At 70.2% G+C, this 18,817-nt stretch carries 14 protein-coding genes and 1 pseudogene; 9 read left to right on the top strand and 6 right to left on the bottom strand.

Annotated elements, in window-relative coordinates; all coding sequences use genetic code 11:
- Window positions 1-86: 86 nt before the first annotated feature.
- Together ACFQ6X_RS08095 and ACFQ6X_RS08090 are read left to right on the top strand one after the other, a co-directional pair.
- A complete protein-coding gene (locus tag ACFQ6X_RS08095; RefSeq protein WP_383177658.1) occupies window positions 87-788 on the top strand; it encodes an ArsR/SmtB family transcription factor in 702 nt (233 codons plus the stop codon).
- Window positions 785-3,313: an FtsX-like permease family protein gene (locus tag ACFQ6X_RS08090; protein ID WP_383177655.1), complete on the top strand. Its 2,529-nt coding sequence runs from the start codon at window positions 785-787 to the stop codon at window positions 3,311-3,313. Before ACFQ6X_RS08095 ends, ACFQ6X_RS08090 begins: the two co-directional genes overlap by 4 nt.
- 52 nt (window positions 3,314-3,365) lie before the next feature.
- Here the strand turns inward: ACFQ6X_RS08090 and ACFQ6X_RS08085 are convergent, their stop codons facing one another.
- Both ACFQ6X_RS08085 and ACFQ6X_RS08080 read right to left on the bottom strand, forming a co-directional pair.
- On the bottom strand, window positions 3,366-4,241 hold the full coding sequence (locus tag ACFQ6X_RS08085; RefSeq protein ID WP_383178153.1) for an NAD(P)H-binding protein: 876 nt from the start codon (window positions 4,239-4,241) through the stop codon (window positions 3,366-3,368).
- Window positions 4,242-4,276: 35 nt separating this feature from the next.
- Window positions 4,277-4,705 (bottom strand): nuclear transport factor 2 family protein, encoded by a 429-nt coding sequence (locus ACFQ6X_RS08080; RefSeq protein ID WP_383177652.1) that lies wholly within the window; start codon window positions 4,703-4,705, stop codon window positions 4,277-4,279.
- Window positions 4,706-4,814: 109 nt separating this feature from the next.
- Here ACFQ6X_RS08080 and ACFQ6X_RS08075 point away from each other — a divergent pair, with 109 nt between their 5' ends.
- Entirely contained in the window at window positions 4,815-5,411 is a 597-nt protein-coding gene (locus ACFQ6X_RS08075; RefSeq protein WP_383177649.1) for a TetR/AcrR family transcriptional regulator, read from the top strand.
- Window positions 5,412-5,541: 130 nt separating this feature from the next.
- Window positions 5,542-6,357, top strand: coding sequence for an SAM-dependent methyltransferase (locus ACFQ6X_RS08070; protein ID WP_383177646.1), 816 nt, complete (start codon window positions 5,542-5,544; stop codon window positions 6,355-6,357).
- Between the two features lie 3 nt (window positions 6,358-6,360).
- On the opposite strand, the gene ACFQ6X_RS08065 is transcribed toward ACFQ6X_RS08070, so the two are convergent.
- The 3 genes from ACFQ6X_RS08065 to ACFQ6X_RS08055 all read right to left on the bottom strand — a co-directional run bounded on the left by ACFQ6X_RS08065 (window position 6,361) and on the right by ACFQ6X_RS08055 (window position 8,638).
- Window positions 6,361-7,110: a class I SAM-dependent DNA methyltransferase gene (locus tag ACFQ6X_RS08065; protein WP_383177643.1), complete on the bottom strand. Its 750-nt coding sequence runs from the start codon at window positions 7,108-7,110 to the stop codon at window positions 6,361-6,363.
- Between the two features lie 71 nt (window positions 7,111-7,181).
- A complete protein-coding gene (locus tag ACFQ6X_RS08060; protein ID WP_383177640.1) occupies window positions 7,182-7,736 on the bottom strand; it encodes a DUF6234 family protein in 555 nt (184 codons plus the stop codon).
- Between the two features lie 173 nt (window positions 7,737-7,909).
- The gene (locus ACFQ6X_RS08055) at window positions 7,910-8,638 is read right to left on the bottom strand and encodes a DUF4839 domain-containing protein (protein WP_383177637.1); all 729 of its coding nucleotides are present in this window, start codon (window positions 8,636-8,638) and stop codon (window positions 7,910-7,912) included.
- A gap of 304 nt (window positions 8,639-8,942) precedes the next feature.
- Between ACFQ6X_RS08055 and ACFQ6X_RS08050 the strand changes: the two genes are divergently transcribed.
- Both ACFQ6X_RS08050 and ACFQ6X_RS08045 read left to right on the top strand, forming a co-directional pair.
- Window positions 8,943-10,916, top strand: coding sequence for a HEAT repeat domain-containing protein (locus tag ACFQ6X_RS08050; RefSeq protein WP_383177634.1), 1,974 nt, complete (start codon window positions 8,943-8,945; stop codon window positions 10,914-10,916).
- 109 nt (window positions 10,917-11,025) lie between these two features.
- Window positions 11,026-12,303, top strand: coding sequence for a hypothetical protein (locus ACFQ6X_RS08045; RefSeq protein ID WP_383177631.1), 1,278 nt, complete (start codon window positions 11,026-11,028; stop codon window positions 12,301-12,303).
- A gap of 140 nt (window positions 12,304-12,443) precedes the next feature.
- Here ACFQ6X_RS08045 and ACFQ6X_RS08040 read toward each other — a convergent pair whose 3' ends face one another.
- Window positions 12,444-13,127, bottom strand: a complete 684-nt coding sequence (locus ACFQ6X_RS08040; protein WP_383177628.1) for a DUF899 family protein — start codon at window positions 13,125-13,127, stop codon at window positions 12,444-12,446.
- A 257-nt stretch (window positions 13,128-13,384) separates the two neighbouring features.
- Here ACFQ6X_RS08040 and ACFQ6X_RS08035 point away from each other — a divergent pair.
- The 3 genes and pseudogenes from ACFQ6X_RS08035 to ACFQ6X_RS08025 all read left to right on the top strand — a co-directional run.
- Window positions 13,385-13,552, top strand: a pseudogene (locus ACFQ6X_RS08035) (SAM-dependent methyltransferase); the annotation flags it as partial.
- Window positions 13,553-13,703: 151 nt separating this feature from the next.
- Complete coding sequence (locus tag ACFQ6X_RS08030; RefSeq protein ID WP_383177625.1) at window positions 13,704-14,183, top strand: hypothetical protein; 480 nt, start codon at window positions 13,704-13,706, stop codon at window positions 14,181-14,183.
- A complete protein-coding gene (locus tag ACFQ6X_RS08025; RefSeq protein WP_383177622.1) occupies window positions 14,180-18,697 on the top strand; it encodes a caspase family protein in 4,518 nt (1,505 codons plus the stop codon). Before ACFQ6X_RS08030 ends, ACFQ6X_RS08025 begins: the two co-directional genes overlap by 4 nt.
- The last annotated feature ends 120 nt before the right edge of the window (window positions 18,698-18,817 follow it).

The raw sequence follows: 18,817 nt of genomic DNA, 5'->3' as shown, positions 1-18,817 counted from the left end.
CGGCCCGGCTGGTAGGGATAACCCCCCACACAGGACGCCGGGTTGCCGCAATGCACAGACACCTGTGCACAGACGACTGTGTACGTATGCCACAGCAACCCGGTGCACCTCAGCCCGCAGAACCGGAACGTCCGTCCCCGGCGCCCGTCGAGATCGGTGATCTCGCCGCGCTCAAGGCGCTCGCCCAGCCGCGCCGTCAGCGTGTGCTGGAGCACCTGACCCTGCACGGCCCCGCCACGTCGGCGATGCTCGCCCGGGCCCTCGGGCTGAACACGGGGTCGACCAGCTACCACCTGCGCGAGCTGGCCAGGTACGGCTTCGCCGAGGAGGCGGACTCCACTGACGGGGCGGAGGTTGCGGCATCCGGGCGCCGGCAGCGCTGGTGGCGGGCCGTCCCCGGCGACCGCCGCTTCCCGCCGCGCAGCCGTCAGAGCCCTGAGACGCGGCACGTCATGGACGAGCTGAACCACCACGCGTACGCCGCCGACCTGGACCTCTTCGAGCGGCTCCAGCGAGTCGCGGACGACGGCCCCTGGGCGGACGCGTTCCCGTACTCACGCGGCACCGTTCGGCTCACACTGGCCGAACTCCACGCGTTCTTCGAGGAGTACATCGCCCTCCTCAACCGGTACAAGCGGCCCGAGGCCGAGACACCGCCCGGCGCGCGCACCCTGCTCACGCGGTTCCTCGCCTTCCCCGCTCCCGAGCCCACGGCCGGCGGCGGCGCGACCGGGGCCGGCCGGGAAGACGCCCACGTATCCCACAGCGGAGAGACGGACCCCTCATGATGCTGCGCTATGCCCTGAAGACCGTGCGCGCCCGCAAGGCAGGCTTCGCCGGTTCCTTCGTCGCCCTCATGTGCGCCGCAGCGATGATCACCGCGTGCGGCACCCTCCTGGAGACGGGACTGCGCGGCACCATCCGCACCGAACGCTACGCCGGCGCTCCGGTCATGGTGTCCGCCGACCAGAACGTCCACCGGACCACCCTCAAGCAGAAGAAGGGCAAGACCAAGGGCAAGCACAAGGCCAAACCCATCGCCGAACGTGCCTGGCTCCCCGCAGACATCGGGCAGACCCTCGCCGGAACTCCCGGCGTCAGCCGCGTCATCCCCGAACTGACCTTCCTGGCCGAGCCACTGACCCCGGGCGGTACCGGCGGCCGGGCCGCGTACGGGCACGACTGGGCCTCTGCCGAGCTGACCCCGTACAGGCTGACCGCAGGCACCGCCCCCACGGCCGTCACCGACGTCGTCATCGACCGCTACCTCGCCGAGCGCGCCCGCCTCGAACCCGGGGACCACCTCAGCATCCAGTCGACGCAGGCCCCGCGCTCCTACCGCGTATCGGGTGTGGCCTCCCCCGCCACAGCCGTTCGCCACCAGACGTCGCTCTTCTTCTCCGCCGCCGAGGCCCGCCGCCTCGCCGACCGCCCGGGGCAGGTCACCGCCTTCGGCGTCGTCCCGGACGCAGGTACGGGTACGGGACCGCTCGCACGTACCGTGACCGAGGCGCTGCGTGGCACCGGCGCCCAGGTCAGTACCGGCGACGCGCGGGGGCCGGTGGAGTTCCTGGACGCCGCGGCCGGGCGCGTCAAGCTGGTCAGCATGGGCGGGGCGATGGCCGGCACCTCACTGCTCGTCGCGGTCCTCGTGGTCGTCGGGACGTTCGCGCTCACCGTCCAGCAGCGCCACCGCGAACTCGCCCTGCTCCGCGCCATCGCCGCCACCTCCGGGCAGATCCGCAGCCTGCTCGGACGCGAGGCCCTGATCGTCGGAGCGGCCGCGGGCACTGCCGGAGCGGTAATGGGGCTTCCGCTCGGAGGGTGGCTGCACAGCAGGTTCATCAGCCTGGGCGCCGTGCCCGCCACCCTCCAGCACACCGTCAGCGTGTTCCCGTTGCTCGCCGCCGTCGTCGCGACCCTGTTCGGAGGCTGGGCCGCCGCACGCATCGCGTCCCGCCGCGTGTCCCGGATCCGGCCGGCCGAGGCACTCGCCGAGGCCCAGGTCGAGTCCACCCGGCCCGCGTGGGGCCGCCTCGTCGCCGGCCTGTTGCTCATGACCGGCGGAGTCGTCCTGGTCGCCCTGCTCGGCGTCCTGCACACGGAGCCCGCCTCGACTCCGGTGACGTTCCTCGCGGTCGTCGTGCTGTCCGCCTCCGTCGCCCTCCTCGGGCCCTTCCTGGTCAAGGGAGCAGCCCTTCTGCTCGCCGGACCACTGCGGCTGACCGGCCACGGCGGCAGACTCGCCACCGCCAACCTCCGCGGCAACGCCGTCCGTATGGCCTCCGTCGTCACACCGCTCACTCTCTTCGTCGGCATGACCTGCACGGTGCTCTTCGGACAGCCGACGCTCGGCAACGCCGCCCGCACCGAGGCCCGCGAGGGCATCCGCGCCGACTGGGTCGTCACCTCCCAGGGGCCGGGCGTCCCGTCCGAGGCGGCACACCGACTGCGTACGCACGATGACGTCGTCACCGAAGTGGTCGGTACGACGGTCAGGGTCGGCCTGGACAAGTACACGGCCCAGGGCCTCACTCCGGCCGGCCTCTCCCGCACCTGGGACCCGGACATCACCGCCGGCTCGCTCGACAGGCTCACGCAGAACACTGTCGCCGTAAGTGAACTGGCGGCAGATCGACTCCATGTGAAGCCCGGAAGCACCCTGAAGCTGACACTCGGCGACGGCACACCCGCCACCCTCACCGTCGCCGCCGTCTACGCCAGGGGCCTCGGCTTCGGTGACCTCACCCTCGCGCACGAACTGGTCGCACGCCACGTGGACAACCCGCTCTCCACCTCCCTCCTGGTCGGCACGGACCGCACGCAGGCAGAAGTCGCGGCCACACTGAGGCAGTTCCCGGGCCTCACGGCACTCTCACCGGCCGCCGCGGACACCCTGCTGGCGCAACGCCAGCAGTCCGCCGCCGAGCTGAACCTGATCGCCATGGGGCTCGTCCTGGCCTTCACGGCCATCGCCGTCGTCAACACACTCGCCATGTCCGTCTCCGAGCGCATCCGGGAGTTCGCACTGCTGCGGCTCGCCGGCGCAACACGCCGCCAGGTGCTGCGCATGCTGCGTATCGAGGCTCTGTCCGTGCTTCTCCTGGCCACCACGCTCGGCAGCTCGATCGCTCTGGCCATCCTGACCGCGTTCAGCGTCGGCATGACGGGCCGGGCGGCGCCCACCGTCGCGCCTCTCGTCTACGTCGCAGTCGTCGCCGGAGCCGGAGTGCTCGCGCTCATCGCGACCGCTGTGCCCGGACGCGTCGCCCTGCGGGTTCCGGCAGTGACCGTGGCGACGGCCAGGGAATAGCGTCCGGCACGGGTGCAACGGTGGCCGGGCGTAGAGCGGGTGCCCACCGGCTCTACGCCTCCGGCCCACACCCCGGCTCCGCCCGGAACACCCTCTCCACATGCGCACGGAACGTGCGGGCAGGCCGGCCGGTCATCCGCTCGACGGTCCCGGCGACACGGTTCTCCGCACCGTCGGCGATGGCCAGGTCCATCCCTGCCAGCATCGCGGCGAACTCCTCGGGAATCCCGTCGGCGGCCAGACGGTCGCGCATCTGCTCGTACGTGAGCTGCCGGTGCGCAACGGGTCGCCGGGTGACCTCGGCCATGACGGCCGCCACCTCGTCGTAACTCAGCGTCTCCGGACCGGTGATGACCAGATCCGTATCCGGTGACTCCACGTCGGTGAGGGCCCTCACGGCAACCTCCGCGATGTCGTCGGCGTCCACGAATCCGACTCTTCCGCTCCCGGTCGCACTCGACACGGCGCCTTCCTTGCGGATGCTCTCGGCATGCGGGTGGAGGCCGGTGAAGTTCTGCATGAACCAACTGGGCCGCAGCACGGCCCACTCACCGAACAGCCCGTCGGCCAGCAGCTCGTGCACCCGCCCGACACCGGGTCCGCCCACGGGAATGGCCGAGGAACTGAGCAGCACGACCCGCCGCACCCCTGCCGCGCGGGCCTGCTCCAGGAAGGGCAGCATGACGGCGGCGGGTTGCGGATCCCCGATGGGCGGTACGAGATAGGCACGGTCGACACCCCGCAGTGCGGGACCGTAGGTCTCGGCGTCGTACCAGTCGAACCGGGCCTCGTGCGCACCGGCCGCCGTCCCGGCGGGTCGGCGGGAGGCCAGGGTGACGGCGTGGCCGAGCGCGGAGAGCCGGGCGGCGACACGGCTGCCCGTGTTGCCGGTCGCTCCGGTGACCAGTACAGATGCAGCGGGAGTCACTGTCTCCTCCACTTCCTCTTCCTCTCCCTCCACGCTCACGTGGTGGGAACGAACTTCAGGTGCTCCGGGGAGCCGGGGATGGCGAGGGGGTTCCAGTAGTCGCGGTAGTGGGTGATGCGGCCGCCCTTGACCGTGACGACGGCGACGTACGGCATCTCGTAAGGAGCCCCGGAGGCGACCATGCGGCCCACGCCGCGCCACTCGGCGACGAGGGTGTCCGGATCGCGCAGCAGATGGATCTCCAGCTGCGGGATCTCCCGCAGGTCGATGGAGTCGGGATAGTCGCGCATGTACGCGGCGACGGCCGCCTTGCCCTCCAGCCGCGGTGGGAACCCGTCCGGCGCGTACGGGAACTCGAACACCACGTCGTCGTCGCACAGCGCGACCCAGCCGTCGATGTCCTTGTCCAGCAGAAGCCGCAGGCTGTGGCGGTACAGGCGCTCAGGGCTCATGACTTCACTCATCGGACGGCCACCCCTAGAATGTGGACTGCAAGTCCGCTTAACAGTTGAAACTATACGGACCGCCAGTCCGTTTATCAAGGTCCGGCAGGATTCAGCAAGAGGAGAGGTCATGACCCAACGCAAAGAGCGCGCCGACGCCCTGCGTAACCGCGAGGCCGTCCTCGCTGCGGCCGACGACCTCTTCGCGAGCAGTCGGAGCCCTCGCAGCGTCTCCATGGACGACGTCGCGGCGGCTGCCGGAGTCGGCAAGGGCACGCTGTTCCGCCGGTTCGGCGACCGCACCGGCCTCATCCAGGCCCTGTACGAGGCCCGCATCCAGCCTTTGCGCGACGCCGTGGATTCAGGCCCGCCGCCGCTCGGCCCCTCGACCCCGCCGCACGACCGCGTACCGGCCCTGCTCGACGCCGTACTCCGCTTCAAGCTCGACAACCGCCACCTCGCCCTGGCCCTGGAGGAGGCGGGCAGCGGCAGTCCCTACCGGGCGGAGCACTACACGTGGTGGCACCGCACGCTCCGGGACACGCTGCGGCAGATCCCCTCGGTCCCGTCCGGCGACTTCGCGGCCCACGCCCTGCTGGCCGCGACGCGCGCCGACCTCGTCGAACACCTGGCGGGCCAGGAGCACTTGACGGCGGATCTGATGAGGTCACAGTTGGCTGCGTACGTATCGAAGGTCCTGTCCGACGACCACGACAGCGACGACTGACCGTAGCCCCGGACCCGCGCGGGCAGCAGAGCACCGCGGACCTGAACTGGTGTGCGTGTCGGTACTGTTGAGTCGTAGGTGCGCTGAAGTGTTCAGTGTTCACGCCTCGGTTGAAAGACGGACGGTACCCATGACGGACCACGCGACAACGCCCGGCCCGGCGGCGCAGCAGAAGATCGACACGTCGGTCCCGCACTCCGCCCGGATCTGGAACTACTGGCTGGGCGGGAAGGACAACTACCCCGTCGACGAGGCAGCCGGCGACGCGTACAGCGCCGTCTTCCCCGGTATCGTCACGATCGCCCGCAGCAGCCGCGCCTTCCTGAGCCGCAACATCACCCACCTGGTCACCGAGGCGGGCATCCGGCAGTTCCTGGACGTCGGTACCGGCCTTCCGACCGAGGACAACACCCACGAGGTCGCCCAGCGACTCGCCCCCGAGGCCAGGATCGTCTACGTCGACCACGACCCGATGGTGCTCACGCACGCCCGCGCCCTGCTCACCTCCACCCCCGAGGGAGCGACCGCCTACATCGACGCCGAATTGACCGACCCCGACCGCATCCTCGCGGTCGCCGCCGAGACGCTGGACCTCACCCGCCCCACCGCCCTGATCCTCAGCAACATCCTGGGCCACGTCGCGGACTACGACCAGGCGCGCAGCATCGTCACCCGCCTGATGGACGGACTGCCGTCCGGCAGCTACCTCTCCATCAACGACGGTTCACGGGGCACCGACGCCGACTACGAACAGGCCCAGGACGCCTACAACGAAACCGGTGCGGTCCCCTACTTCCTGCGCCCCGTCGACAGGATCGAGGCGTTCTTCGACGGCCTCGAACTCCTGAAGCCCGGGGTCGTCTCGGTCCCGCTCTGGCGCCCGAGCCCCGACGCCCCCACCCCGGAGCCCATCGGCGAGCACGGCGGCCTGGCCCGCAAGCCCTGACGATCACCGTTCCGCGGAACGGCCTCCCGGCTTCTGCCATACGGAGACGTGTGACCTGCTGGACGCGGTGAAAGGCGCCTCGTTCCAGTCGGCCCACCGTCCGGACAGGTCCAGCCCGGCGAGCTTCGCCATCAGGTCGAGTTCGGAGGGCCAGGCATAGCGGTGGGGCGAGAGGAAAGTGGAACCCTGGCCGTCGACGATCGTGTAGTGGTGGGAGACCAACTGCTGGTTCACCAGGTCGTACGTATCGAAGCCGACGTGATGCTCGCCGATGTGGAACGGGCGTGCGGTCTCGCCGGGTGGCAGCCGCTGGAGTTCGGGGACGAAGACCTCGATCACGAACCGGCCGCCCGGCCCCAGATGCCGCGCGGCGTTACGGAAGCACGCGACCTGTTCGTCCTGGGTGAGCAGGCAGGTGATGGCGTTGTAGACGAGGTAGACCAGGCTGAACGTTCCCGGCGCCCGGCAGGTCGTCATGTCTCCTGCAGTCAACGCCACATCGCTGCCACCAGGCCTCCTGGCGAGCTCCCGGGCCATCGGCTCCGACTTCTCGATCCCGGCGACGCGAATGCCCCGCGCACTCAGCGGAAGCGCGACGCGCCCGGTTCCCACCGCGAACTCCAGCGCCGGGCCCTGACCGGCACGGCGCTCGAGAAAATCGACCGTGGGGCCCAGGACTTCGGGCGTGTACATGTGCGCCGATGACTCGTCGTAGCCCAGTGCCACCTGTTCGTTCCACACGTCCGGGTCCATGCGGCCGAAGGCTGCCAGGCGGCGTGGTGTGCTAGCCACCGGATTTCGCGCTACGTCCCCGCCTGAACCGATCAGCGGCCGCTGTCCGCGCATTCGTCACTGTTGCCGCCGCTGCGGCACTGATGCCCCTGGGAACCTCGGTCGTTCGCAGGCGGGGCACCAGGATCCTGCGGGGCGCACGGCACACCGGCCCGCGTCGGGCACTGCGGCAGCGGCGCAGGATGGGCCCGCTCGTGCTCGGTCGTCCCCACCGCGATCGTGGCCGCCAGTACGACGGCACCGACCAGCAATTGGACCGCCCCCGCGATCGGATGCCCGGAGCGCAGAAACAGCCCGGCGACCACGAGGACCGCCAGAGTGAACGCGCCGAGCCAGAGGACCGGAACCCAGTCCATCGGGGGCGGTCCGACGTGCCCCGGCGATTCCATCTTCTGGCTCGTCGACTGGGCCCAGCCCCGCATGCCCAGCGACAGGGCGATCAGGAAGGCGACAGGGATCTCGACGATCAGGGCCAGCACGGTCAGGCACCCGCCCCCGAGAGTGTTGCCGCCGGGTTCCGGGGCATCCGGGAGAGGGTGCGCGACCCCCGGCAGGAGCGGGGTGCCGGAGCCCGGTTCTGTGGTCATGAACAAACCTTCGTATGGAACCACGCACTCCACGCCACCGTCCGTCAAGGCGAGACCGAGTTGTGCCCTCCCGTGCGCGAGAGCGGCAACGACCGGTGGCTAAGCCAGGAACACAGGCCTTCGGCGCGGACTGGGTCGCGTACTCGGGTCCATGATGGTCCGGACGCCCTCGACTACCGGATTTCCGTCGAGATCGGTTCAAGGAAGAAGAGGCACTGGTCCGCGTTGAATTCGCCGACCTCCGCAACGAAGTGGAAAGTGTCGCCTTCGCCCACGGTGGCGGGGGTCTTCTCGCCGGTCAGTTTCAGCTCAGAGATGTTGACGTCCTCGTACGTGAAGGCGGGGCCGACCGTCGTGTTCGGTCCCTTGTCGCCTGGGCCCAGGAGGAAGTCGTAACGGGTGTCGTAGTCACCGTGCGGCGCCATGTTCACGATCGAGCCGTCGAACGCGACCGTCCGGCCCTCGTGGCTGGTCGCGAAGTCCAGGTTCGCGTCGTCGCAGGAATCCGCCTCCAGCAACGCTGCGAACGCCGGGTTGTCCTGAGGTGTGATCACCTCGACGGCAGGCGACTCGGCCGCCGTAGGAGTCGGCGTCGCGGAAGGCTTCGTCTCGCTCGCAGCGGCAGTCGCGCCGTCCGACTCGTCCTTCTTCCCGCCTCCGTTGCCGAGTGCAGAGGCAACGCCGATGACGACGGCCAGGATCACAAGGACGGCGGCCGCCGTGCCGATCAGGAGCCAGGGCCGCGGCTTCCTCGGCCGGCGGAAGTCGAGCGTGGAGCGGAGCGTTCCCTGGGCCTGCTCCACGAGCTCCCAGCCGTCCTTCTGCATCTTCGAGATCACCAAGCCGTTGGTGCCGCGAACTGTCTTCACGGTCTTGTACTCGTACTTGATCTCGTCGGCCATGCCGCTCCGCGCCCCCTGATGGACTTTTCGTACCAACTGCCTCGCGATCATAAGGGACTTCGCCAGTCACTCGGCATCCCGACCGGATGTGGTCCGCGCCCAGCTCCATGACGGAGATCTGCAGGACCTCATTTCCGCGCGGAGGGCCGATGCGCCGCCCGTACCCGGCCGGAAGGCAGGAGCGTGCACCATGGCGTGGCGCGGAACGTCGAGCGTGGCAACGAGGTGAGCAGCGTGAACTCTCTGCCGGTACGGACCACCTCCCCTGCGACGACGGCTGCCCATCCGACGTAGGGTCGCGCGCATGTGGACGGAAGTGGACTTGATCGACTGGGCAGCGCTGAGGCACAACTACGGGTCCGCCGAGGACGTGCCCGGCCTGTTGCGCCGGTGCGCGGGACCGGATCCGAAAGATGCGGAGATCGCGGCGGACGACCTCCTCAACCACCTCTTCCATCAGGGTGGCTGGATCTGCTCCGCCGCCCCGGCCACGCTGCCGTTTCTGCTGCGCCTGGCCGCGACACCGGACGTGCCGAGCCGGCGCACGCTGCTGGAACTCGTGTCGAGGCTGGTGTCCGAGGCCGGGCTGGTCGCCGAGAAGTGGGTGGACCCCGGCTGGCCATCGGCATGGGAGCGCGCCTTGCCGGAGGTGCTGATCCTGCTCGACGCCCCTGAGCCTGAGATACGGCGAGCCGCAGCCGACGTGATCGGCTCCTGCGGGAGTCCCGGTGAGCTCACTCTGCCTGCGTTGCTACGGCGCTGGCAGGCGGAGGACGATCCGGCGACGCGTCTTGACCTGATCCTCGCACTCGGCCGAGCGGCGCTCCAGGAGCCGGCCGGCGAACACGGCACCGGGGTCCGCCACTTGCTCCGCGAACTGCTCGATGCTCCGGAGGCGCAGATACGCCTGGCAGCGGTGCACGCGATCACCCCGGCCGACCCGGCCCTTCCGGCGCAACAGCTGGGCCTGCTGCTGGAAGCGGTACGGGATCCGAGCGTCGAGTTGTGGCAGCACACCAGCACGGTGGAGACCGGTGTACAGGGTGTTCACCACTGGACGGCTGCGCTGCTCACCGGCCCCTCTCCTTCTTTCACACTCGGCCTGCTGGATGACCACCCCGACGTCGAGCAGCGGATCGGCGGCCTGGCCCGTGCGGGCGGGCTGCTGGCGCAGTGGCGCTCACCGACCACCGCGCTTCTTCCACGCCTCGTCGCACGGCTGGACGATCCCGCCGCCGAGGTCCGTTTCCGGGCGGCCGAGCTGCTGGCCTGCCTCGGTCCGGCGGCCGCGGCTCACGCCGACGAGGTCGCCGCGCTGATCGGCGACACCGATGCCCGGACCACACGCAGAGGGGAGACCGTCGCCGAGGCAGCCGTGTGGGCGCTGGCCCGGATGAACGACCCTCGCTGCGTGCCGGGCCTGATCGATGCGGCGGCTCACCCAGGATCCGGTTTCGCTTCCAATTCTGCTCACTACCCATCCGCCGACTGGCATTACGCGGTCCTCCCCGCGCTCCATGAGGTCGTCGGCCACCTTCCCGACCATGCCGGACTGCTCCTTCCCATGATCTGCGGGCGGCTCGATACCGCTACGGACGACCACGTACTCAACGCGTACTGCACGGTACTGGCGGACTGGGGCTCCGCTGCGGATGCGGCGGTTCCACAACTGCTCGGCCTGCTGGAGAACGACCAAACCTGGCCGGCGGCAGCGAGAGCGCTGGCAGGGATCGGCGGAGCCGGGAACAGGGCGCTGGAACTTCTGTCGGCCCGAGCTGCCGCCCACGGGGCACACACGGAACTCGCGGCCTGGGCCTACTGGAAGGTCGGTGGCGACCCCGGCCCGGCCCTGGAAGCACTTGGAGGAACCGTCACCGAGAGAGGCTTCCCACGCCCTGCCCTGCAGATGCTCGCCGACCTGGGCACGCACGCCGCCCCCTACGCGGACCGGCTCCGGACCATGACCTCCGCCGCCGAGCCCTGGACCCGTATCGAAGCAGCGCACGCCCTGTGGGCTGTGACCGGTGACACCGAAGTCACCGTACCGGCCCTGATGACGGCCTTGCGCGGGCTCGCCGAGGGCACCTGCCTGCCGGTGATGCTCCCCGCAATGCGCTACCTGACACGAATCGGCGGCGCCGCCCGGCCCGCCGTCGAGCTCGTGCGTGGTGTACCGGCACGCGATCAGCGGCTTCGCAGCAGCGGCGGCTGGCGGGGCTTCACTCAGGACGAATCCTTCAGCACCGCCGCCAGCGAGCTGCTCGCCGCGTGCGACTGACGCGCCAGGTATCGCGATCGGGACGAGGTGGCCGTCACCACTCAGCGTCGTCCTCGCGGACGGGCTCGTACGATGAGGGTGGGTAGGGAACGTGTCGGGGGGCCTCTCAGTGTTCAACGCGAAGATCGTGAAAACCTTTCCGCCGAAGGGCGGTTTGCAGCTCTATCGGCTGGAGTCAGCGACCTCCTTCATCTGCTCGCACTGTCACGAGCGCAAAGCCTCGAAGCTCGTCGCAACAGACATCAAGGACCCCAACCAGTTGCTCTGCAACGGCTGTTACGGGCAGCTTGTTGCCAGTGCCGTCGGCTCCGGCGAGTCCGCTGCGCCGCGTGGAGCTGCACCCCAGCAGACCACTGCACCGCTTGGAGCTGCACCCCAGCAGACCCTGCCGGAGGTGGTGCCGGACCCGCTGGACAGGCCGAACGGCGCCCGACTCAGGATCGAGGAACCGGAAGGCCATGCGCCGTACGACATCGTCCACACCGACAAGTCCGTCGAGTGGAAACTGACCGTACGCGCCGAGCACATAGCCGGAAGAGTCCTGCCGGTACCGCAAGAGATGGCCCGAGGGCTGCCGCAGCGTGCACTCCACGTCAAGTTCTGGCAGGGCGGCGGCAGCAGACTCAGCCGCAGCCTCTGGGAGCCCTACGATGTGCAGCCCGAACTGCAGCCCCTGCCCGCTGCACTTGTCGATTTCGACTGGCCCCGCCCCGTGTTGCCGGGCGCGCGCGTCTCGGTGCGGTGGGACCTCTGGACCAACGTCCGTCTCCTCTTCGTCCCACTGAAGCAACCGCGCCTCGTCGACGGGTACTTCGTCCGCTTCGACTACGACCCTCGGATCATGACGCGCGACTTGGCGCCCTCGCGTGTGCGCAGCGACCAAGTCGAGGAAGCCGTCCTGCTCACCTTGCGCGAACTCGGCTACCTGGACAAGGCGGGCAGGGCCTTCCTCCCGGACGAGGCCCTGGTCAGGAACACCGGCGAACGCAGCAGACCAAGCCCTCCTTCAGAAGGCAGGATCCGTGCAGCCATTCAGCGCCTGCTGTCCGTAGGCGAACTCAGCAGGGCCGTGGGCAGTCTCGGGGCTGGGGGCATCCTCCGCTTTCCCGCCCGCGACGGTGAATCGTCCGTTTCGCTGCTCTGCTTCGTCCCTGCCATGCGCCCGGCCAAGCAGGAGGACATCGAAGCGGCTGCCAACGTGTCCACTCCGGACGTGAGCGAGCATCGGGTTGCCGGACACCTGATGCGCATCGGTCATCTCGGCAAGGAGGCCAGTACGGAGGCGAAGGCCGCCTACCGGCACGACCACGCCACAGCCGGGTTGGCAGGCCCTCACGAGCTGCCCCGGGGCTACACATACGTGCGCGAACACCGACGAGGGCTCTGATTGCCGGATGAGCTGCCCCGCATTTCGGGGAATCGGTACGTGTTGTTGTCGCTCCTGGATGGACAGCTTCGGCGATCGGCGTCACGCCATTCCTGGACTACCGACTGCAGGACTCGTTCACGCTCAGCCGTAAGGAACCGTCAGTAGTCGAGGCTCGGCTCCCAGCCGTCGCGGCCCCGCGGAGTCAGGTCGAGGAGGTGCCACGCGGGGGCCAGGAGGTCGATGCCCCGCTCGTCGACGTCGTCGGACATCCGTGGGTGGGCGGAGTAGAAGTGGCGGATCGTGCCGTCGTCGTCGCGAGTGAAGACGGAGACGGTGGATTCCTGTTCGCCGTCCTCGTCCTCACTGCCCGTGTCGTACTTGAACGTGCTGTCGCCGCAGCTCAGGAACCGGAGCCGGTGCCAGCCGCGGTTGCGGGCGTGCTGCCGCAGGGCGGGCAGGTCGGCGGCTGCGGCGATCACGAAGTCGGCCTTGCGGGCAATGTGCGGGGCGATGCCGTTGAAGCCGTCGATCCACATCGTGCACATCGGGCAGGGCTCGGTCTGCAGCTTGCCGTACATGAACTGGTAGACGATCAGCGGGCGCCCCGGGGCGGTGAACAGTTCGCTCAGGGTGACCTCACGGACCGGTGTGTCGCCGGCGTCGAGGTCGGCGGGGCCCTCGATGAACACGTAGTCGTCGACGGGCGGCCCCGGCGGCAGCGCCCGGCGTTGGGCCGCGACCTTCTCGCGTTGGCGCATGAGGTCGATCTCGGCCTGGCGCAGGGCTTCGCGGGCGGCGATGTGCTCCGCTGTCTCCCCCGCCGGCCTTGTCTTCCGCGGCATCGCGTCCTCCTGGGTAGCCTTCCTTCCGGTGGCCCGGACCGGCTCCCGCGATCCCGGTCCCCGCGTCTCGAACCAGGCCACCAAGTTTATGGGCGCTCCGGGTCCACCGACAGTCGAGCAAGGACCGGCCGGTGTGCATCCGCGAGTGGGCCGCCGTCGTGCGAGCGCAAGGGGTACCTGCTGGGGGTAAACGCACAGATCACGGGGTTGGCGGCTGGGCCGAGCCCGCTCTGCGGCCGTCTGCCGAGAATCGCCGGGTGACTGAGGACGACAGCGATCGCGGCCACCTGCTGGACAACAAACAGTCGGAGGCGGGTATCCGCTTCGGAGCCCTCGCCGAGCTGTTCGATCCGGTGACGTTCCGGCACGTCGACCGGCTCGAGATCGGTGCCGGCATGCGGTGCTGGGAGATCGGTGCGGGCGGCACGGCCCAGGGGCGAATGCGATGGGGCGGCAAAGGTTCGGGGCGGGCGTCGGTGATCCCCTGCAGCGCTGGTGCCCGGCTGAGTAGCCTCAGATCCTCCAGGGGCGTCCGTGGGTGTGGGTGAACGCCTGGGCGCAGAGTGAGGGGGAGACATGCACACCGTCATGACCGTTCGGGCGGAAGGACCTTCGGGAGCCGTTGAGGAGCAACTGCGGGGATGGCTGCTGAACGAGCCGGAGCTGCGGGGCCGCGTCCGACGGGAGTCGACGGAGCCGCGGCCCGGGACCATGGGGCCCGCGACCGATGCCCTCGTGGCCCTTCTGGAGCCGGGCGGGGTGGCGGCGGTCTTCGCCGGGGCGATCGTCGCCTGGGTGCAGACGCGGCGCGGCAACCACACGGTCACCGTGACCCGGGCGGACGGCACCTCGATCACCATCAGTACACGCCAGGCCCGCAGCCTGAGCCCCCAGGAACTCGCCGAGCTGGCCGAGCGGCTGGCACGGCCGGAGCTGACGCCACCGCCGGAGCCGGCGGCACGGCCGGAACTGCCGCCACGGCCGGAGCCGGCGGAAGCGCCGCCGGGGGAAGGGCAGAGCGCACCGGAGCGATCGCCTGAGGACCCCGCACGGTGACAGACGGCCTGGCGGCACGCGGTGCCCGGGCCGTACTGATCGGCACCGGTACGTTCCACAAGGGCTCGAAGCTCCCCGAACTGAGCTCTGTGGACGCGACGTTGGATGATCTGCGGCAGGCACTGCTCGACGCATGCGGTATGGACGTCGGCAGCGTCACGCGGGTCCCGGCCGGCGCGGACGCCACCGAAGTGGTGGCCGCCGTGGAAGCGGCAGTGACGGACGCGACGGGGCCGGTGGTGCTGTATTACGTCGGACACGGTCTGCTCGGGCCCGGCGATGAGCTGTACCTGGCCACTCATTTCAGCCGGTCGGCCCACAGTGTCGCCGGGGCGGTGCCCTACCGCACCGTGCGGGACCTGCTGGGTGAGGCGGCGCACGGCTCTCTGGTGGTGCTGGACTGCTGCTTCTCAGGCATCGCGGAGCGGCCGAGTGGCGGCGGGACACCGGATCCGTTCGTGTCCGTCCAACCACGAGGCAGCTTTCTGCTCACATCGGCCTCCCTCTACGCGGCGTCGTTCGCTCCGGAGGCGGAACGCCACACCCTGTTCAGCGGCCGGCTCCTGCGGCTGCTCACCGACGGCGACCCGACTGGTCCGCTGTGGCTGACTGCCGACCGTCTGCACGCCGCGCTGACGCGCCAGTTCGCCGACGATACGCGGGTGCGGCCTACCCGGCAGAGCGAGGGAACTCTGGGTGCTCTGGCCCTCGTACGCAACCGTGCCTACCACGTCCCCGACGACGAGGCAGGCGTCGAACCGCCCGCCGACCTTCCCTGCCCGTATCCCGGCCTGGAGCCGTTCCGGACCGAGGACAGCGCTCACTACTTCGGCCGGGACGACCTGGTGCGGCGGCTGTTGATCGCTGTGCGCGACAGCGGTCCGGTCGTCGTCGTCGGCGCTTCCGGGGCGGGCAAGTCGTCCCTGCTGCGGGCCGGCCTGCTGGCCGGACTCGCACGCGGGCACGCGTCCGACGAAGCAGGGGTTCCGTGGCCGGCGCTACTGCTGCCCGCACCCGGATCCCACCCGATGGCCGCGTTGGCCGAGGCCTGGGCACGCGCCACGGGGCGCCGGGTCCCGAAGGTGCGTCGAGCGCTGGAGCGGGGCCGTTTCCTTCCGCCGCGCGACGGGCGAACGGCGTGTCGGCTGCTCGTGGTCGACCAGTTCGAGGAGGTGTTCACCCACTGCACCGACGGCGCCGAGCGTGCCGCGTTCATCGACGCTCTGGTGGGTGACGGGCCTGGCCCGCGACCGCAGGTCGTCCTCGGACTCCGCGCGGACCACTACGGCAGTTGTCTGGCCGACTCCGCACTCGAGAGGGCCTTGCGGAACGGGCAGTTGAACGCCCCGCCGATGAGCGAAGAGGAATTGCGGGCGGCGATCGAGGGCCCCGCTCTCGCGGGCGGTCTGCAGCTGGATGTCGGACTCACCGACCGGCTGCTGCAGGACCTCGGCGAGGGCCGGCTCGGTGACAACGGGACGGGCGCGCTGCCGTTCCTCGCACACGCACTGCGCGAGACCTGGCTGCGGCGCGCCGGTGCCCGGCTCACCCTGGCCGGCTACCACGCCACCGGCGGCATCTGGAAATCGATGGCCCGGGCCGGGGAGAATCTCTACAACGAGCTGGCCGCCGAGGATCAGTGGGTGCTGCGGGAACTGCTGCTGCGCATGGTGCACCTGCCCCCGAACGGCGCGGGGGCGGTGATCCGGCATCCGATCCCTCTCGCCTCCCTGCTGGACGGGCTGCCCGCGAGTGCCCGGAACGTACGGGACCGGCTGGCGACGGACCGGCTGATCACCGTCGACGAGGACACTGCGCAGATTGCCCACGACTCCCTGCTGCGCGCGTGGTCGCGGCTACGGGACTGGGTCACCGAGGACGCGGCGGCCTTGCTGCAGCGACAACGGCTGCGTGTCGCCGCAGAGGAATGGGAGGCTTCCGGGCGCGATTCGGCCTTCCTCCTGCACGGCAGCCGGTTGCAGAACGCGCTGGATCTGCGCGTTCCCGGTGACCGTGCACGGCTGACCGAAACGCAGCGCCTGTTCCTGGCCGAGAGCGAGGCGGCGGAGCGCCGCACGGAGCAGCGTGAGCGGCGCCGTCTCAGAGTGCTGAAGGCCGCGGTCGTCACCCTGGTGGTCGCGGTGCTCGCCTCGGCCGGGTTCGCCGCGATGGCCCTGCGCCAGGAGCGCAGGGCGGAGGAGCAGCGCAACACCGCCCAGGCCCAGCGTGAACTGGCCACCTACCGTGCGCTGCTGGCGGAGGCGGACAGTCTGCGGGACACCGATCCGCGCAGTTCGCTGACGCTGGGCCTGGCCGCCCACGCGCTGCGGCCGGGAGCGGACGCCCGGCGAAGCATGTTCCAGACACTCACCGAGAGCCCGTTCCGCGGCTCCGTCCTGCTGCCGTCCGAGGCGACCGGAACTGCTCTCGGGCCGGACGGGCGGACCCTCGCCTCGTTCGAGGAGGACTCCGTGACGCTGTGGGACGTGAACGACAGATCCTCCCGGTCGACAGCACTGGCCCGCCTGGACTGCGACGCCAACACGGTTTCGTTCGGCGGCCCGGACGGGCGGACTCTCGCCGCGCTTTGCCCGGACGACACGATTTCGATGTGGGACCTCACCGGACTGCACGACGGCAAAGCCCCCCGGCGCACGGCTTCGGTGCGCCTACCGACGGGTCTGCCCGGTTACGCGGAAGAGATGGCGCTGAGTCCCGACGGCAGGCGGGTGGCAGTGGTCGGCTGGTGGGACGAGGACGACGACCTCGCGGCGGAACACGGCGGCGCACTCGCCCTGTGGGATCTCTCCGGCTCACGCGGGCCCCGCCGGGTCTCCGTCACCAGAGGGGTGTACGAGACCGATGGCGTGGCGTTCGCCCCGGACGGCCGGACACTCGCCTTGGCCTCCGACTTTCCCAGGAGCCGCGGATCGCTGGACATCGGCAGGAACTACACCGTCGCCGGCATTCGCGTCTGGGACGTGAAGGATCCCCGTGCACCCCGGCGGGGCGCATTTGTGCGCGGGTCCGACGGAGAGGTCGCTTTCAGTCCCGACGGCCGTCACCTGGCCACGACCGACGGGGGGTACGCCAAACTCGTGGACGTCTCCGAGCCGCAGGACCCGCGAACGGTCGCGAAGTGGCATGCGCACTCGTACGAGGTGCAGGCGTTCACCTTCTCCCGGGACGGCTCCCGGCTGGCGACCTCGGGCAAGGACGGGGTGGTCGACGTGTGGGACTTGAGCGACACCCGTAAGCCGGTGCGGCGCGAGAACCTCGTCGGGCACGCGAGTGTGCTGGCACGGATCGAGAAGGGGGTGGACATCGGCGCCCTTGCTTTCGTACCGGACGGGCGCGGGCTGGTCTCGGTGAACACCTTCGGCAGGGAGTCGGAAGTCGTCCACTGGAAGCTGGGAAGCGCGCAGCGGGCGCATGTCGTGCGGAAGTTGGAGTCGGGCACCGGTCACACCGTTGTGGCCCTCTCGCGTGACGGCAGGACGTTGGCCGTGACCGGCTCCGACACCGTCCGGCTCTGGGACATCGGCGACCTGACCGCCCCGAAGGTGCTGTCCACGGCGCGCGGGCCGCGCAGCATCGTCCGCGACATCGCCCTCAGCGGCGACGGCACCCTCCTGGCGGGTCTGCACGTCAACGGGACGGTGACTCTGTGGGATGTCTCGGACCGGGTCCGACCCCGTGTCATCGGCGCGCTCGGCGCCACGCCCAAGGACGCGGGTGACCTCCTCTTCGCGCCAGACCGGCCACTCCTCGCGGTCCGCGGCGAGGCACTCGACCTGTGGGATGTCGCCGACCCGGGCCACCCGCGGAAGGAGGACTCGGTCGCCGAGGTCAGCTCGCTCACGGGGAACGACTTCAGCCCCGACGGCCGCTATGTGCTGACCTCACGGGGCCGCTTCGCGGGAGGCGTTCACTTGTGGGACCGGGATGCGTCCGGTGAGTCGTTCACCGAGCTGATTCCGGAGGGACACCTGCCGAACCTGCGAGGCCAGACGGCGTTCAGCCCGGACGGCAGGACGATCGCCGTGGCCGGAGAGGGCACCAGCGAGGACGACAGCAAGAGCCCGGACCTGACTGTCTTCGACGTGAGCGACCCGCGGCGGCCCCGACAGACGGGCACGGTCCCGCGCGAGGACGACCGGGACGTGACCTTCGACGGTGCGGACTTCCACCCCGGCGGAGACCTGGTGGTCGCGGGCGGTTGGGACGGCATGGCGTGGCTGTGGAGCGTGGGCGACCGCGACGCGCCCCACCTCGCCGGTAGCCTCGGCCCCCACCCGGGCAGTGTGAGCGACGTCGTCTTCACCCCGGACGGCCGTACGCTCGTCGCCGCCGGTGGAGGCACGGTCCTCTTCTGGGACCTCGGCGACTACCCGGCCATCGCCGCCGACACGACCGGGCTCGCCTGCCGAGTCACCGGCGGCGGGCTGAAGGACTGGCAGTGGCATGTCTACGCCCCCGACGTTCCCTACCACCGTTCGTGCCCGTCCCGCTGACGGGGCGTCGTCGATCCAGCGCCGTCCACCGAGGCGCGGCGTGAACAAAGGAGGTTCGGTGTCGGGCTGCTGATCGTGCCGTGCGCCCGGCTCCACCACACCGACGGCGGGGTGCATCCC

The sequence above is a fragment of the Streptomyces sp. NPDC056452 genome, from assembly GCF_042796085.1.
GTDB lineage: Bacteria > Actinomycetota > Actinomycetes > Streptomycetales > Streptomycetaceae > Streptomyces.
The sequence above is the reverse complement of the archived record's forward strand: the minus strand, read 5'-3'. Positions and strand labels throughout refer to the sequence as shown.

Bases quoted from the DNA above. Each gene is read 5' to 3' on its own strand.
- ACFQ6X_RS08095 (WP_383177658.1), top strand. From the start codon at position 87: ATGCCACAGCAACCCGGTGCACCTCAGCCCGCAGAACCGGAACGTCCG.
- ACFQ6X_RS08090 (WP_383177655.1), top strand. From the start codon at position 785: ATGATGCTGCGCTATGCCCTGAAGACCGTGCGCGCCCGCAAGGCAGGC.
- ACFQ6X_RS08080 (WP_383177652.1), bottom strand. From the start codon at position 4,705: ATGAGTGAAGTCATGAGCCCTGAGCGCCTGTACCGCCACAGCCTGCGG.
- ACFQ6X_RS08075 (WP_383177649.1), top strand. From the start codon at position 4,815: ATGACCCAACGCAAAGAGCGCGCCGACGCCCTGCGTAACCGCGAGGCC.
- ACFQ6X_RS08070 (WP_383177646.1), top strand. From the start codon at position 5,542: ATGACGGACCACGCGACAACGCCCGGCCCGGCGGCGCAGCAGAAGATC.
- ACFQ6X_RS08065 (WP_383177643.1), bottom strand. From the start codon at position 7,110: ATGGACCCGGACGTGTGGAACGAACAGGTGGCACTGGGCTACGACGAG.
- ACFQ6X_RS08060 (WP_383177640.1), bottom strand. From the start codon at position 7,736: ATGACCACAGAACCGGGCTCCGGCACCCCGCTCCTGCCGGGGGTCGCG.
- ACFQ6X_RS08055 (WP_383177637.1), bottom strand. From the start codon at position 8,638: ATGGCCGACGAGATCAAGTACGAGTACAAGACCGTGAAGACAGTTCGC.
- ACFQ6X_RS08050 (WP_383177634.1), top strand. From the start codon at position 8,943: ATGTGGACGGAAGTGGACTTGATCGACTGGGCAGCGCTGAGGCACAAC.
- ACFQ6X_RS08040 (WP_383177628.1), bottom strand. From the start codon at position 13,127: ATGCCGCGGAAGACAAGGCCGGCGGGGGAGACAGCGGAGCACATCGCC.
- ACFQ6X_RS08030 (WP_383177625.1), top strand. From the start codon at position 13,704: ATGCACACCGTCATGACCGTTCGGGCGGAAGGACCTTCGGGAGCCGTT.